General features: G+C 64.1%; 13 protein-coding genes and 2 tRNA genes. 12 read left to right on the plus strand and 3 right to left on the minus strand.

Annotated features, from left to right (window positions below; all coding sequences use genetic code 11):
- The 11 genes from dnaA (at window position 1) to LDO13_RS00055 (ending at window position 12,346) form a co-directional block, all read left to right on the plus strand.
- Window positions 1–1,422 (plus strand): chromosomal replication initiator protein DnaA, encoded by a 1,422-nt coding sequence (gene dnaA, locus LDO13_RS00005; RefSeq protein WP_056428740.1) that lies wholly within the window; start codon window positions 1–3, stop codon window positions 1,420–1,422.
- 531 nt (window positions 1,423–1,953) lie between these two features.
- Window positions 1,954–3,078, plus strand: a complete 1,125-nt coding sequence (gene dnaN, locus LDO13_RS00010) for a DNA polymerase III subunit beta (protein ID WP_224048061.1) — start codon at window positions 1,954–1,956, stop codon at window positions 3,076–3,078.
- A gap of 125 nt (window positions 3,079–3,203) precedes the next feature.
- The gene (gnd, locus tag LDO13_RS00015) at window positions 3,204–4,088 is read left to right on the plus strand and encodes a phosphogluconate dehydrogenase (NAD(+)-dependent, decarboxylating) (RefSeq protein WP_224048062.1); all 885 of its coding nucleotides are present in this window, start codon (window positions 3,204–3,206) and stop codon (window positions 4,086–4,088) included.
- 26 nt (window positions 4,089–4,114) lie between these two features.
- Window positions 4,115–5,344, plus strand: coding sequence for a DNA replication/repair protein RecF (gene recF, locus LDO13_RS00020; protein ID WP_224048063.1), 1,230 nt, complete (start codon window positions 4,115–4,117; stop codon window positions 5,342–5,344).
- On the plus strand, window positions 5,337–5,900 hold the full coding sequence (locus LDO13_RS00025; protein ID WP_224048064.1) for a DciA family protein: 564 nt from the start codon (window positions 5,337–5,339) through the stop codon (window positions 5,898–5,900). Before recF ends, LDO13_RS00025 begins: the two co-directional genes overlap by 8 nt.
- A gap of 422 nt (window positions 5,901–6,322) precedes the next feature.
- A complete protein-coding gene (gyrB, locus tag LDO13_RS00030) occupies window positions 6,323–8,407 on the plus strand; it encodes a DNA topoisomerase (ATP-hydrolyzing) subunit B (protein WP_275960064.1) in 2,085 nt (694 codons plus the stop codon).
- A 61-nt stretch (window positions 8,408–8,468) separates the two neighbouring features.
- Entirely contained in the window at window positions 8,469–11,192 is a 2,724-nt protein-coding gene (gyrA, locus tag LDO13_RS00035; protein ID WP_224048065.1) for a DNA gyrase subunit A, read from the plus strand.
- On the plus strand, window positions 11,189–11,839 hold the full coding sequence (locus LDO13_RS00040) for a DUF3566 domain-containing protein (RefSeq protein ID WP_224048066.1): 651 nt from the start codon (window positions 11,189–11,191) through the stop codon (window positions 11,837–11,839). The genes gyrA and LDO13_RS00040 overlap by 4 nt, the downstream gene beginning before the upstream one ends.
- 98 nt (window positions 11,840–11,937) lie before the next feature.
- Window positions 11,938–12,011, plus strand: a tRNA-Ile gene (locus tag LDO13_RS00045).
- 70 nt (window positions 12,012–12,081) lie between these two features.
- A complete protein-coding gene (locus LDO13_RS00050; protein ID WP_224048067.1) occupies window positions 12,082–12,198 on the plus strand; it encodes a DLW-39 family protein in 117 nt (38 codons plus the stop codon).
- A 72-nt stretch (window positions 12,199–12,270) separates the two neighbouring features.
- Window positions 12,271–12,346 (plus strand) — tRNA-Ala (locus LDO13_RS00055).
- A gap of 76 nt (window positions 12,347–12,422) precedes the next feature.
- Here LDO13_RS00055 and LDO13_RS00060 read toward each other — a convergent pair.
- Complete coding sequence (locus LDO13_RS00060) at window positions 12,423–12,791, minus strand: cupin domain-containing protein (protein ID WP_224048068.1); 369 nt, start codon at window positions 12,789–12,791, stop codon at window positions 12,423–12,425.
- Window positions 12,792–12,906: 115 nt separating this feature from the next.
- On the opposite strand from LDO13_RS00060, the gene LDO13_RS00065 reads away from it, so the two are divergent.
- Window positions 12,907–13,821 carry a DMT family transporter gene (locus LDO13_RS00065; protein WP_224048069.1) on the plus strand — a complete coding sequence of 305 codons (915 nt, stop codon included), beginning with the start codon at window positions 12,907–12,909 and terminating at the stop codon, window positions 13,819–13,821.
- Window positions 13,822–13,851: 30 nt separating this feature from the next.
- Here LDO13_RS00065 and LDO13_RS00070 read toward each other — a convergent pair whose 3' ends face one another.
- On the minus strand, window positions 13,852–14,727 hold the full coding sequence (locus tag LDO13_RS00070; RefSeq protein ID WP_224048070.1) for a glycosyltransferase family 2 protein: 876 nt from the start codon (window positions 14,725–14,727) through the stop codon (window positions 13,852–13,854).
- A 163-nt stretch (window positions 14,728–14,890) separates the two neighbouring features.
- The gene (locus tag LDO13_RS00075) at window positions 14,891–15,871 is read right to left on the minus strand and encodes a hypothetical protein (protein WP_224048071.1); all 981 of its coding nucleotides are present in this window, start codon (window positions 15,869–15,871) and stop codon (window positions 14,891–14,893) included.
- Window positions 15,872–15,998 lie beyond the last annotated feature (127 nt).

The raw sequence follows: 15,998 nt of genomic DNA on the forward strand, positions 1-15,998 counted from the left end.
ATGACAGTAGACGAAGCCAACCAAGCCAACACTGTCGGAAGTTCCTGGCGGCGGGTTGTGAGCCTGCTGGAAAACGACCACCGTGTATCACCCCGGCAGCGTGGCTTCGTCATCCTCGCCCAGGCCCAGGGCCTGATCGGTTCCACCCTTCTGGTGGCCGTGCCGAATGAGCTCACCCGCGAAGTACTGCAGACGCAGGTGAAGGAAGCTCTCGACGACGCCCTCCGGAACGTCTTCTCCGACGAAATCCGCTGCGCGATCGACGTCGACACCGATCTGGTGCCACTCCACACGGAGCCGGAACCCGCCGTCGAGCTGTCCCTGGTGGCCGATCCCTCGGTGGAGCTGAAGCCGCAGCCGATGCTGCCGAGCACGTCCCACGAATTTGGCCGCCTGAACCCGAAGTATGTCTTCGACACGTTCGTGATCGGCTCGTCCAACCGCTTCGCCCACGCCGCCGCCGTCGCTGTGGCCGAGGCGCCGGCCAAGGCCTACAACCCGCTGTTCATCTACGGCGACTCGGGACTGGGCAAGACCCACCTGCTGCACGCGATCGGCCACTACGCCCGCCGGCTCTACAGCGGGATCCGGGTCCGCTACGTGAACTCCGAGGAATTCACCAACGACTTCATCAACTCCATCCGCGACGATGAAGGCACCAGCTTCAAGACGACGTACCGCAACGTCGACGTCCTGCTGATCGATGACATCCAGTTCCTGGCCGGCAAGGACCGGACGCTGGAGGAGTTCTTCCACACCTTCAACGCTCTGCACAACAACAACAAGCAGGTGGTCATCACCTCCGATCAGCCGCCCAAGCTGCTCGCCGGCTTCGAGGACCGGATGAAGTCGCGGTTCGAGTGGGGCCTGCTGACCGATATCCAGCCGCCGGAACTCGAGACCCGGATCGCGATCCTCCGGAAGAAGGCCCTCAGCGAGGGTCTGTCCGCCCCCGACGATGCACTGGAATACATCGCGTCGAAGATCTCCAGCAACATCCGGGAACTCGAGGGTGCACTGATCCGTGTGACGGCCTTCGCCAGCCTCAACCGCCAGCCGGTCGACGTTGCCCTGGCCGAGATGGTGCTCAAGGACCTCATCACCGATGACGGTGCCCAGGAGATCACGTCCGCGCAGATCCTCACCCAGACTGCCGACTACTTCAAGCTCAGCATGGAAGAGCTCTGCAGCAAGTCCCGGACCAGGACCCTGGTGACTGCCCGGCAGATCGCCATGTACCTCTGCCGCGAGCTCACGGACATGTCCCTCCCCAAGATCGGGCAGGAGCTCGGCGGCCGCGACCACACCACTGTCATCCACGCCGACCGCAAGATCCGTGAGCTGATGGCCGAACGCCGCGTGATCTACAACCAGGTGACCGAGCTGACCAACCGGATCAAGCAGCAGCAGCGCAACTCCTGAGCTGATTCCTGACGTGACCGGCCGCGCTCTCTTACCTTATTAACAGGCACCTGTGGACAAGCCTGTGGATAGTTAAGGGGACAACCGCGGTTAATGGGCTTAAAACCCTTAAGGCGTCTGTGGATCAGCGGAACGGCCAAAAATGTTATCCCCATCCACACCCTGTTTAAAACCTGCTCCACCCACAGTCCATGAACAGGGCTTAACCCCGGAATCGCACCGCCAAACAGGGTTATCCACAGTATCCACAGCAGTTATTAACACTACTAATCCCTAGAAAATGAAATTCCCTCAAATAACAACTTCCCTCCGCCCCCCGCACACAGCCCAGGACCGTCCCGGCCCCGGCCGGAAAGCGGCCACCGGCGGGGCCGGCCGAACCACACGGATGTAACCCGGGGATGGGAGAATCACACTTCTTGCGGCTAAGCTGTCTGCAGTGTGTCCGTCCTGGACACTTTTGTAATTTCCTGCCGGGCCCGTGGCCCGGCTACCAGCGATGACAGCAGCAATGAAAGGCGGCACCCTTCCGTGAAGTTCAGAGTCGAACGGGACGTCCTGGCAGAAGCCGTGACCTGGACCGCCCGGTCGTTGTCTCCGCGGCCGCCAGTACCAGTACTTTCCGGCCTGCTCCTCAAGGCTGAAGCCGGTACCGTCAGCCTCTCGAGCTTCGACTACGAGACCTCCGCCAGGCTCGAAATCCCTGCTGACATCACCACCGAAGGCACGATCCTGGTCTCAGGACGCCTGCTGGCTGACATCTGCCGCAGTCTGCCCTCCGCACCGGTCGACATCGAGACCGACGGCAACAAAGTCACCCTCACCTGCCGTCGAAGCAGCTTCCACCTGGCCACCATGCCGGAAGCCGAATACCCGCCGCTGCCCGCCCTGCCCCCCATCAGTGGCACTGTCCAGGGCGATTCCTTCGCCCAGGCGGTCTCCCAGGTGATCATCGCGGCGAGCAAGGACGACACCCTGCCCATCCTCACCGGCGTGCGGATGGAAATCGAGGACGACCTCATCACCCTGCTGGCCACCGACCGCTACCGTCTGGCGATGCGCGAAGTCCCCTGGAAGCCGGTCACCCCCGGCATCTCCACCAGCGCACTGGTCAAAGCCAAAACGCTCAACGAGGTTGCCAAGACCCTGGGCGGCAGCGGGGACATCAACCTTGCCCTCGCCGACGACGACAGCCGTCTCATCGGCTTCGAAAGCGGCGGCCGCACCACGACATCGCTCCTGGTCGACGGCGAGTACCCCAAGATCCGCTCGCTTTTCCCCGAGTCCACGCCGATCCACGCGACCGTGCAGACCTCGGAACTCGTCGAGGCAGTACGCCGCGTCTCGCTTGTGGCCGAACGCAACACCCCGGTCCGGCTCGCTTTCACCCAGGGCCAGCTGCACCTCGACGCCGGCACCGGCGAAGATGCCCAGGCCTCGGAAGAGCTCGAGGCGCAGCTCACCGGCGAGGACATCACCGTCGCCTTCAATCCGCACTACCTGATCGAGGGCCTCAGCGTCATCGAGACGAAGTTCGTGCGGTTCTCGTTCACCAGTGCGCCGAAACCGGCCATGATCACGGCACAGAACGACGCCGACGGCGAGGACCAGGGCGACTACCGCTACCTGGTCATGCCGGTCCGGCTGCCCAACTAGTCCCCACCGCCACCCTCGCCTCGCAAGCTCGGCCAGGGAACCCTGGCGGCGTGGGCCCAGGCAGTTGTTGTCGTTCTGGGCCCAAAACCGACACCCGACACCCAGCGCAGAAAAGAGTTCATACCGTGCACATCGGACTGATCGGCCTTGGAAAAATGGGTTTCAACATGCGCGAACGGCTGCGCAAGGGTGGAGTCGAAGTCACCGGGTTTGACCGCAACCCGGACATCACCGACGTCGCGAGCGTGGACGAGCTGATCGCCGCCGTGCCGGCGCCGCGTCTGATCTGGGTGATGGTCCCCTCCGGCGACATCACCGACGCGGTTATCACCGAACTCGGCACCAAGCTCGACGCCGGCGACCTCGTGATTGACGGCGGCAACTCCCGCTTCACCGAGGACCAGAAACACGGCGCCGCCTTGGCTGAAAAGGACATCCGTTTCGCTGACTGTGGTGTTTCCGGCGGGGTCTGGGGCCTGCAGAACGGCTATGGCCTGATGGCCGGCGGGGATGCCGCCGACATTGAACGCGCCATGCCCGTCTTCGACGCGCTCCGTCCCGAGGGCGACCGCGCGGACAGCTTCGTCCACGTCGGCGGGATCGGTGCGGGGCACTACGCCAAGATGGTCCACAACGGCATCGAGTACGGACTCATGCAGGCCTATGCCGAAGGCTATGAACTCCTGGCCGCCAAGGACATCGTCACCGATCTCCCCGGCACCTTCCGCGCCTGGCAGAAGGGGACCGTCGTCCGGTCCTGGCTCCTGGACCTTATGGTCAAGGCCCTGGACGAGGATCCGGGACTGGAGTCGATCGACGACTACGTCGAGGACTCCGGCGAGGGCCGCTGGACCGTCGAAGAGGCCATCGCCAACGCCGTGCCCGCCCCGGCCATCACGGCGGCACTTTTTGCCCGCTTCTCCTCCCGCGAGGACAACTCCCCGGCGATGAAGATGGTCTCCGCGCTGCGCCACCAGTTCGGCGGGCATGCGACCCGGCCGGCCAAATAGTCCTGCCCTGAAATCCTGAACCCGGCGTGTACCTAGAACAACTTTCGCTCACAGATTTCCGCAGTTATGCCCAGGTGGAACTGAGTTTCGAGCCTGGCGTCACCGTGCTGGTAGGTTCAAACGGCATCGGCAAGACCAACCTGATGGAAGCCATTGGCTACCTGGCCACACTGAGCTCCCACCGGGTCAGCTCCGATGCCCCGCTGCTGCGCTTCGGCACCGAACGTGCCCTGGTCCGCGCCAAACTGGTCCGCGGCGGGCAGCCCACGGTGCTCGAACTCGAGATCAACAGCTCGCGCGCCAACCGCGCCCGGATCAACCGCAGTAATCCGGTCCGCGCGAGGGACATCCTTGGCATCTGCCAGACCGTACTGTTCGCCCCCGAGGACCTCGCCCTGGTCAAGGGCGATCCGTCCAGCCGGCGACGTTTCCTCGACGAGCTCCTGGTCAGCCTCATCCCGCGGCATGCTGCCACCCGCAGCGACTACGACCGGGTGCTCAAACAGCGCAATGCGCTGCTGAAATCCGCGCGCGCCGGCAAATTCACGAGCGGGCACGAGGCCACCCTGGACGTCTGGGACCAGCACATGGCGCGGGCCGGGGCCGAGCTGCTGCATGCACGGCTCGAACTGGTGGAACGGCTCCGCCCGCACCTCAACAGCGCGTACGCGCAGCTCACTGACGGGTCTAAGGAAGCGGGCGCCATCTACAGGTCCACGCTGCAGGGGGCGTTGGAGGACGACGGCGCCGCGCCGGCTTCCGCTTCTGCTCCCGCATCAGCTCAGGCCGACGGGCCGGCCGAGGACCTGCGTGGGCTCTCCGTTGATGAACTCACGGAGCGCTACGTCCAGGCCTTCGCATTGTCGCGCCGCAAGGAACTGGAACGCGGAATTTCCCTCGTTGGCCCACACCGCGACGAACTGGAGCTCATCCTCGGCACGGCGCCCGCGAAAGGCTACGCCTCGCACGGTGAAACCTGGTCCATGTGTTTGTCGCTGCGCCTGGCCTCGTACTACGTGATGCTCGATGATGCCCGCACGGGAGGGTCCGCCCCCATCCTGATCCTGGACGACGTCTTTGCCGAGCTTGACGTCCAGCGGCGGCGTAAACTGGCGGCAATAGTATCCGGCGCCGAGCAGGTGCTCGTGACTGCCGCCGTCGAGGATGATATTCCGGTGGAGCTGGCCGGCCGGCGGGTGAAAGTCATCCCCGGAGGGATCGACGAGGAATCGATGAGCGGGAAGATCGATGAATAAGGATACCGACGGCGGCCTGCAACCGGGCCGCGATCCCGATGACATCGATGCTGCCCAGTCGGCGCTGAACAGAATGCGCGAAGCGGCAGCGGCCCGAGGCGAAATCCGGCGCAAGGCCCCGCCGCGCCCCGGCGCAACCCCGCAGAAGCCTGGCCGGAGTACCGGCAGCACGCGCGGTTTCGGACAATTCCACGGCACCGGCCGTGACCCGATGGGTCTCGGTAAGGTGGTTGGCCGCCTCGTAGCCGAGCGCGGCTGGAGCTCTCCTGTGGCAGTCGGCTCGGTGATGGCCGAGTGGGCAACACTTGTTGGACCGGAGATCTCCGCACACTGCACGCCGGAAAGTTTTACGGACACCACCCTCCACGTCCGCTGTGATTCCACCGCCTGGGCCACTCAGCTCCGCCTGCTCAGCATCAGCCTGCTGGAGAAATTCCGCACCGAACTCGGCGACGGTGTCGTGACCAAGATCCAGGTCCTCGGGCCTGCGGCGCCCAGCTGGCGCAAGGGTGGCCGGACCGTCAACGGGCGTGGACCCAGGGATACTTACGGATAACTCCCTGTCCCTCCGGCAGCCCCGAAGGCACCGGATCTGAAGCACTCCTTGCAAAACTATTGAAAAATCCGCAAACGGCGTGTAGGGCGCTCAGACGCCCGGGAGTCGTATAGGAACCCCAGCACGGTACTCCTGGGGCCTTGCAGGTGGAGTCTCTGGCCTCCCAGCGGCACTTTCCTTCCCGTTTAGGCCTCTAGAATGCGGGATTCGCCCCTATAACACGGTAGAATCGTGGAAGATAACTGGGCGCCGGTGAAACGTTGACTGAGTCCGTTTCCGACGCAATATCCGCGTGCGGTAGACGGATCCTCGAGCCAGCAGCATGACCGGTGCCATCAGTGACGTGCCCGTTGGCAGTAGCTGTTTCCTCCGGGAAGGGGCAACGGCCGGACTTTAACGAAAAAGAGGAGTCGAAAGCGCCTGTGGCTAACGACAATGCAGAGATCCCGGCAGTGGAACCAGTAGTGGCTGGAGCGGCGGACACCCCGCCGGAAGCCGCAACTCCCCACGGCTACGGCGCCAGCGACATCACGGTGCTCGAAGGGCTGGAAGCTGTCCGGAAACGTCCCGGCATGTACATCGGCTCCACGGGACCGCGCGGTTTGCACCACCTGGTCTACGAGGTGGTGGACAACTCGGTCGATGAAGCCCTGGCCGGGTACTGCACCCACATCGAAATCGTTTTGCAGGCCGACGGCGGAGTCAAGGTGGTCGACAACGGCCGCGGCATCCCGGTTGACATGCACCCGACGGAGCACAAGCCCACCGTGGAGGTCGTGATGACCATCCTGCACGCGGGCGGCAAATTCGGCGGCGGCGGCTATGCCGTGTCCGGCGGCCTGCACGGTGTGGGTATCTCCGTGGTCAACGCGCTCTCAAGCCGGGTCGACACCGAGGTCCGCCGGCAGGGCCACGTCTGGCGGATGTCCTTCGCCGACGGCGGCAAGCCGCAGGGAGGCCTCGTCAAGGGTGAGGAGACTGACGAAACCGGCACCACCCAGACGTTCTACCCCGATGCCGGAATCTTCGAAGTCACGGATTTCGATTTCGAAACGCTCCGCGCCCGCTTCCAGCAGATGGCCTTCCTGAACAAGGGACTGCGCATCACGCTCACCGATGAAAGGCGGGCCGCGGAAGAACCGTCCGAGGACGGGGACCTGGACCTCGACGTCGTCCCGACCGAGGGTGAAGTTCCCGCAGAGTTCCACACCGTGGTTTACCAGTACGACAACGGGCTGCTGGACTACGTGCAGCACCTGAACTCCGGCAAGAAGGTTGATGTGGTCCACGAGGACGTCATCGCCTTCGAAACCGAGGACACGGAACGGCACATTGCCCTGGAAATGGCGATGCAGTGGACCAACGCTTACTCCGAGAGCGTCCACACGTATGCCAACACGATCAACACCCACGAGGGTGGTACCCACGAAGAGGGCTTCCGCGCCGCGATGACCTCGCTCATCAACCGCTATGCGCGGGAGAAGAGCATCATCAAGGAAAAGGACGACAACCTCACCGGCGACGACATCCGCGAAGGCCTGACGGCCGTCATCTCGGTCAAACTCGCCGAACCGCAGTTCGAGGGCCAGACCAAGACCAAGCTTGGCAACTCCGAAGTGAAGGGCTTTGTCCAGCGGGTCGTCACGGACGGACTTGGCGACTGGCTCGAACGCAACCCGGGCCCCGCCCGCGACGTAATCCGCAAGGCTATCTCCGCTGCCCAGGCCCGCATGGCCGCGCGGAAGGCCCGCGACAACGCCCGCCGCAAAAGCCCGCTGGAGTCCTTCGGCATGCCAGGCAAACTCTCGGACTGCTCCTCCAAGAACCCGGAAAAGTGCGAGGTCTACATAGTGGAGGGCGACTCCGCCGGCGGTTCCGCCAAGCGCGGCCGCAACCCCGAAACCCAGGCCATTCTCCCGCTGCGCGGCAAGATCCTGAATGTGGAGCGGGCCCGGCTGGACAAGGCGCTGGGCAACGCGGAAGTCCAGTCCATGATTACCGCGTTCGGCACGGGGATCGGCGAGGACTTCGACCTGAGCAAGCTGCGCTATCACAAGATCGTCCTGATGGCCGATGCCGACGTCGACGGCCAGCACATCACCACCTTGCTGATGACCCTGCTGTTCCGCTACATGCGCCCGCTGATCGAAAACGGCTACGTCTACCTCGCGCAGCCGCCGCTGTACCGGATCAAATGGTCCAACGCGCCGCACGACTACGTGTACAGCGACCGGGAACGCGATGCGCGGCTGCTCTCCGGCCAGGCCGCCGGCCGCCGCATCCCCAAGGACAACGGCATCCAGCGCTACAAGGGACTCGGCGAAATGGACTACACCGAGCTCTGGGACACCACCATGGACCCGGACCACCGCACCCTGCTGCAAGTCACCATGGACGACGCTCTGGCCGCGGACCAGACCTTCTCCACCCTGATGGGCGAGGACGTTGAATCGCGCCGAAACTTCATTCAGCAGAACGCCAAGGACGTTCGGTTCCTGGATATCTAGCGGCCACAGCGGCTTTTAGTATTCCCGGACTGATATATACCTGAAACGGAAAATATAGACTATGAGTGACGAAACACCAGAAGTTCCGGCCGGACCGGCCGACGGCGAGCCCGTAATTGAGGGCACCATCCTGGACACGGACGTGCTGACCGACCGCGTCGAACAGGTTGACCTGCAGACGGAAATGCAGCGCTCCTACCTCGACTACGCCATGGCCGTCATCGTGGGCCGTGCCCTTCCGGATGTCCGCGACGGTCTCAAGCCAGTCCACCGCCGTGTGCTGTATGCGATGTTCGACGGCGGCTACCGCCCGGAGCGCTCCTTCAACAAGTGCGCCCGTGTGGTCGGCGAAGTCATGGGCCAGTACCACCCGCACGGCGACACCGCCATCTACGATGCCCTGGTCCGCCTGATCCAGGACTGGACCATGCGCTACCCGCTGGCACTGGGCCAGGGCAACTTCGGTTCTCCCGGAAACGACGGCGCCGCAGCCCCGCGGTACACCGAAACGAAGATGGCCCCCCTCGCCATGGAGATGGTCCGCGACATCGACGAGGAAACCGTCGACTTCCAGGACAACTACGACGGCAAGAACCAGGAACCCACCATCCTGCCGGCCCGCTTCCCGAACCTCCTGGTCAACGGCTCCTCCGGCATCGCCGTCGGCATGGCCACCAACATCCCGCCGCACAACCTCCGCGAGGTGGCCGACGGCGTCCAGTGGTACCTGGCCAACCCCACGGTCAGCCGCGAGGAACTGCTCGAAGAGCTGATCGTGCGCATCAAGGGACCCGACTTCCCGACCGGCGCCACCATCCTGGGCCACAAGGGCATCGAGGACGCCTACCGCACCGGCCGCGGCTCCATCACCATGCGCGCCGTCGTCAACGTGGAGGAACTCCAGGGCCGCACGTGCCTCGTGGTCACGGAACTGCCCTACCAGGCCAACCCGGACAACCTGGCGATCAAGATTGCCGAGCTGGTCAAGGACGGCAAGATCTCGGGCATCGCCGACCTCCGCGACGAGACCTCGGGCCGCACCGGCCAGCGCCTGGTGATCGTGCTCAAGCGCGACGCCGTGGCCAAGGTGGTGCTGAACAACCTCTACAAGCACACCCAGCTGCAGGACAACTTCGCCGCGAACATGCTGGCAATCGTCGACGGCGTTCCCCGCACGCTCAGCCTCGATGCCTTTATCCGGCACTGGGTCACACACCAGATGGACGTCATTGCCCGCCGCACCCGGTACCGGCTGCGGAAGGCGGAGGAGGAAGCGCACATCCTGCGGGCCCTTCTCAAGGCGCTGGATGCGCTCGATGAGGTCATTGCCCTGATCCGTGCGTCCACCACCACCCAGGCCGCGCGCGACGGACTCATGCAACTGCTCGACATCGACGAGGGGCAGGCCACGGCCATCCTGGACATGCAGCTGCGCCGCCTCGCAGCCCTGGAGCGCCAGAAGATCCAGGACAAGCATGCCGAACTCGAGGTCCTGATCGCCGAGTACAACTCGATCCTGGCCTCCGAGGAGCGTCAGCGCGAGATCATCAGCACCGAGCTCGGCGAGATCGTCGCCAAGCACGGCGATGACCGCCGCACCAAGGTTCTTTTGGGCTTCGACGGCGACATGTCGATAGAGGATTTGATCCCCGAAGAGGAAATGGTCGTCACGATCACCCGCGGCGGCTACGTCAAGCGCACCCGCAGCGACAACTACCGCTCGCAGCAGCGCGGCGGCAAGGGCATCAAGGGCGCACAGCTGCGCGGCGACGACGTCGTCGAACACTTCTTTGTCACCACCACCCACCACTGGCTGCTGTTCTTCACCAACCTGGGCAGGGTCTACCGTGCCAAGGCGTACGAGCTCGTGGAAGCCGGACGCGACGCCAAGGGCCAGCACGTGGCAAACCTGCTCGCATTCCAGCCGGACGAGCACATCGCACAGGTGCTCGATCTGCGGGACTACCAGCAGTCGCCGTATCTGGTTCTGGCCACCAAGCGCGGCCTGGTCAAGAAGACCCGTCTGGAGGACTACGACACCAACCGCTCCGCGGGAGTCATCGCGATCAACCTGCGCGACGGCGATGAGCTGGTCTCCGCCCAGCTTGTCTCCGAGACGGACGACCTGATGCTCGTCTCCCGCATGGGCCAGTCGATCCGCTTCACCGCCACCGACGAGGCGCTGCGCCCGATGGGCAGGGCCACTTCCGGCGTCACGGGAATGAAGTTCCGTGAGGACGACGAACTGCTGGCGGCCGACGTCGTCACGGACGGATCCTTCGTGTTCGTGGTCACCGAAGGCGGCTATGCCAAGCGCACCGCCGTCGAGGAATACCGCCTCCAGGGCCGTGGCGGCCTCGGCATCAAGGTCGGCAAGTACCAGGAGGAGCGCGGGCACCTCGTGGGCGCGCTGATCGTCCAGGCAGAAGACGAAGTCCTGGTGGTCATGGAAGGCGGCAAGGTGGTCCGTTCCTCCGTGGCCGGAGTGCCGGCCAAGGGCCGCGACACCATGGGTGTCATCTTCGCCAAACCGGACAAGAACGACCGCATCATCGAAGTGGCGCGCAACAGCGAACGGGGCCTGGAAACCGACGACGTTGCCGAAAGCGAAGATGCAGTCGATGGCGCCGAAAGCCAGCCATCGGCGGCGGATGACGTAACGTTGGCTGAAGATAACGGATCCCTCAAGGGGTCCGCAGCGGAAGAATCAGCACCGGCCCCGGAGTCAGATGAGTCATCAGGCAATGCCGAGCTGGACGAAGACAACACCGGAGGTAACGCGTGAGTAATTCCGACTCATATCCCAAGCCGAACAGCGGCGTTCCCGGCGGGGTGCGGCAGCCTGCCTCCGCCCCGCGGGTCAGCGCCCCGTCCCGCCCCGAACAGCGCCCCGGAGTAGCCGGCGGCGCCAACGGTTCGGCCCAACGGCCCCAGGTGCCGGGGCAGCGTCCCGCACAGGGGCGCCCGGCTGTTCCGGGTCAGCGCCCGTCTACCCCAGGACAACGTCCGGACCAGAACCGTCCGGGCCAGAACACCGCAGGACTGATCAAGCCCGCACCCAAAGCCAAGGTCCGCCGCGCCCGCCTGCTGGTGAGCAAGGTCGACCCCTGGTCCGTGCTGAAGATGGCCTTCCTGCTCTCCGTGGCCCTCGGCATCGTGACCGTCGTGGCCGCAATCGTGCTGTGGACTGTCCTGGACCTGACCGGAATCTTCGATCAGGTTGATGGCCTCCTCGGGACGCTGGCCGGCTCCGAGGGTGGCGGCTTCGAATTGAAGAAGGTCGCCTCGCTGGGGCAGGTGGCATCCTTTGCCACCATCATCGCCGTCATCAACGTTGTTCTGCTGACGGCGCTGTCGATGCTCTCGGCGGTGCTGTACAACATCTCGGCCACCCTCGTGGGCGGCATCGGCGTCACCCTGACGGACGACTAGAACCCATAGTTTTCCCTGATTTTCTCCGGGGAAATGCCTCGATTTGAGATCGGGCCGGGATGTGCTGTAAAGTCGTATCTCGGCCCGATGAGGCATCGGGGCGTATAGCTCAGGCGGTTAGAGCGCTTCGCTGATAACGAAGAGGTCCCAGGTTCAAGTCCTGGTACGCCCACGGAATCTGTACTGATTCAAGTGGAGGTTCGGTTGATATTGATTTATCGCAGAACCGGAACGGGGTGCATGTGAAGAAGTTGCTCGTTGTTGCAGCTACGATCGCAGGCGTCCTGCTCTACAAGAAAGTGCAGGAATCCGAAGCCCGGAAAACAGTCTGGAGCGAATCAACCGATACGGTTGATTAGCCCGGATTACCTGGATCGGGAGTTGGAAAAGAGCTCGCTGAACTAGGGTATGATTGTCGGGTTGCTTCTTATGGGGGCATGGCGCAATTGGTAGCGCACCTGCTTTGCAAGCAGGGGGTTCGGGGTTCGAGTCCCCGTGCCTCCACCATAGGAAAGGCCCCGGACCGCACGATGCGGTCCGGGGCTTTTTGCATATCAGGCCTGGATTGTGCGGGCAGGTGTCCTCATTCCTTGGGCTTGGCGTAATCGCTCATGCCCTGCCAATCGATGAAAACGTACGGTTCGTCACCGACGACCCACGCGTCGTGCCCTGGCGGGATGACCCCGAAATCACCCGGGCCGAACTCGTTCTCCTCGCCGTCGTCCATCACGACCTTGAGGCGGCCCGAGATGGTGTACCCCTTGTGGGCAACCTTGCAACTGTCTGTCTGCGCGATCGGCTTGACGTGCAAGGACCACTTCCAGCCCGGCAGGAACGTCACCCGTGCCACGGCGTCGGCGTCCATGTTCACAATCTCCACCTGGCCCATCCCGTCTTTGACGGGGCGGGTTTCCTCCGGATCGTCCAGGCTCTTGCGGATGGTTGAAGCCATGATGATCTCCTTTGCGGATGGTGATGAGACCGGATTTAAGACTGGCACCGCCATATTTCACCGTCAAGAACCCTTGCGTCCGCTGAGCACCTCAGGGCCCCACTACTGTTGGACCGTGAACTTCTTCCTTGCCGCCCTGGGCGTCCTTGGTGTGGCCTCCTCCGGGCCGCTCATAGCCGCTACCCTGGGGGCCACGTCGGTCAGTGCGCTGGCAATCGCCTTTTGGCGCAACGCGATCGGATCGGTCGTCATGGCCGGACCGGTGCTGGTCCGGGATCCCCGCCAGTTCGGCCGCGTCACCGGCAAGGAGTTCCGCTGGTCGCTCGCGGCTGCCGTGGCCCTGGCGCTGCACTTCGCCTGCTTCATCACCTCGCTGCAGCTGACCTCCGTCGCCGCAGCGACTGCCCTCGTCTGCCTGCAGTCCGGCTGGATCGCGATCTTCCAGCTTTTCCGGGGCGTCAGGCACCGCTGGCCGGTCCTGGTCGGGCTGGGCATTGCCTTCGGCGGCGTCGTCGCGATTACCGGGTTCGACATGGGCACCTCTTCGGAGGCGCTGCTGGGTGACCTCCTGGCGCTGGCGGGCGGCGCCCTGGCGGGTATCTACACCATGGCCGGTGGCAAGGCCCGGCAGACCATGGGCACCGGCGTTTACACGACCCTCTGCTATGGGATGTGCGCGGCCGTGGTCGCCGTCCTGGCGCTGTTCTCACAACAGCCGCTTGCGGGCTTCGAGGCCGCCGGCTGGTTTGGCATCCTGGCGATTACGGTTTGCGCCCAGCTGGTCGGGCATACAGCCTTCAACCACCTGCTGGCCACGATGAGTCCGCTGCTGGTGTCCATGATCATCCTGCTGGAGATTCCCGGTGCCGCCCTGCTGGCGGCAGCGTTCCTGTCCGAGACACTGCCCGCCGGAACTTACGCCGGGCTGGCTATGATCCTGGTGGGGCTCGCCGTCGTCGTCGTGGGACAGCGGGGTTCCCGCTCCGTACGGCGCGGTACTGCCCCCCTGGCGGAGCTGGGGACTGACTGACCGACTGACTGACGAAGGCCGCGCCTTGCGCTACTGGCCGCCGCGGCGGGCAGGCTGGGCCGTATTGACCGTGTGGATCGCGCGCAGCAGCTTCGCCGGGAAGTACACCGAGAAAAAGACCACCATGGGGGCCTTGAGCGCCATCTTCTTGACGTTGTGCGCCTTGTACGTGCGGTCGAAGCGCGTCACGTAATAGCGGTAGTCGCGGGGGGAGTCTTCCAGCCGGCGTGCGGACATGCCGGATACCATCTGCGGCCAGTACTGGATGCGGAGCTCATTCTCCGCCAGGTGCAGGGACAAATCGATGTCCTCATGCATCTCATCCTTCTCGTCCCGGCACGTTTCGGCGCGGATGATCTCCCAGGCGGAGCGGCGGAGTGCCATATTGGACCCAAAGAGGAAGTGGTACTGGTGCTTGGCAAGCCTGAGCATCAGCTGGCGCATCTTGTCGTCGGCCTTCAGGCCAAAACGCCGCATGGGCATGTCGTAATAGACCACCGGGCCGGTCGCCGCGTGGACGGATTTGTCCCGGAATGCCTTCTGCACCTGTTCGACCCAGTCGGGCTCCAGCACGGAGTCCGCGTCGATCCGGCCCAGGATGTCGCCGGTGGCATGGTCGAGGCCGAAGTTGCGGGTGGGGATCAGGCCCTGGTCCAGATCCTGGCTGAGCAGGATGATGGGGCTCTCCGGATATTCCAGCTGCATCTGCCGGACGATGTCTGCCGTGCGGTCCTTCGACATGTTGTCGACGACGATGATCTCGTGGGCAGGAACAGACTGGTAAACGGCAGCAATGAGGCACTGCCGGATGACACTTTCCTCGTTGTACGCCGGGATGACAATAGACACGGCCGGCATCTGCACAGCATCGTGTAAGGCATCCTGAGAGGACTTTTCGGGTGACATCCCCCCAAATTTAGCATCATCGGGGTTTTTTCCGCCCGGTGCCGGGCACCGCCCCGGCTACGAACTGGTAAACATCGCACACAAGCTCGCGCACAAAAAGGGAGGAATCCCGCCTGCGGCGGAATCCCTCCCTCAATGGCTGTCTGAAGCCAGGTCAGACTGCTTAGGCGCCGGTGTTCTTGGCCGACCCGTTGTTGCGGCTCGCAGCGATGTTCCTGACTGCGGTCTTTGCATCGGTGGCAACCTTGGCGGACGCGTCCTTGATGTCTTCGGCAGCGTCCGTTGCTGCATGCTTGGCCTTGTCAGTGGCATCCTCGGCGGACTCGGCCACGTCAGCCGAGGCATCAGCTGCGGCGTCCGCGGCGGCAACCGTGGCCGCGCCGGCCTGGCCGGCAGCTTCCTGCACGGAATCCTTGACGTCGCTGACAGTGGTGGCCGGCACGGGGGCGGGCGTCACCGGAGACGGCGTTTTCCAGGGATCCTCGACCGGCTTGGAGGCCTTCCAGGCGGCGGCCGCGGCGGCAGCGGCCGCGGCGATGATGCCGAAGATCAGCCACCCGCGGTGCTTGGGCTTCTGCTGCTTGGCCACCTCGATATTGACGGCCTTTCCGGCTTTTTTCGCAGCAACTTTGACGTGGCGTCGGGCCGTCTTTGTCTGTTCCTGGACAGCGTGGATGATCCCCGCATCACTGAGCTTCTGCGCAACGGCGTCGACGTGGGCCGGAGCGCCTTCGAGCGTCCGGTGGACGACGTCGGAAGCCTGGCCGATCTGGGTCGAGAGCTTCGGCAGGTATTCGACGACGACGCGGTCGCGTGCGTTGGCGATGACCGGCGTGGCCTTGTCCAGGGCCTCGTGAAGGCGCGGGGTCGCGCTCTCAACGGCCTCGTTGATTCTTGGGGCGAGATGAGCCAGCCCGTCCTGGAGGCGCGGGGTTACCGTCGCCACGCCGTCGGCGAGGTTGTAGGCTGCAGACTTGAGCCCCTCCTGGATCTTGGGAGAAGCGGTATCCAGGCCCTGCTGCAGACGCGGAACAGCCCAGCTGACTGCTGCTTCCACCCGGGGGGTTGCCCAATCCTTGGCGTTCTCTACTCCGGTGCTGACTGATTGCTCCAGCTCACGGGCAATACGATCCGTTTTCTTCACAACTACCTCCCGATTAATGTGACGGTTCTGGAGTTAGCCTACGTGTCCCAGACCTCACCGGCTATTCTTCCGGGCCTATTTTGGGCGGATTTCACCCAGCGCGGAACTGGCGGACCGGCCCTGTGCA

This window comes from Arthrobacter sp. NicSoilB4, from assembly GCF_019977335.1.
Classification (GTDB): domain Bacteria; phylum Actinomycetota; class Actinomycetes; order Actinomycetales; family Micrococcaceae; genus Arthrobacter.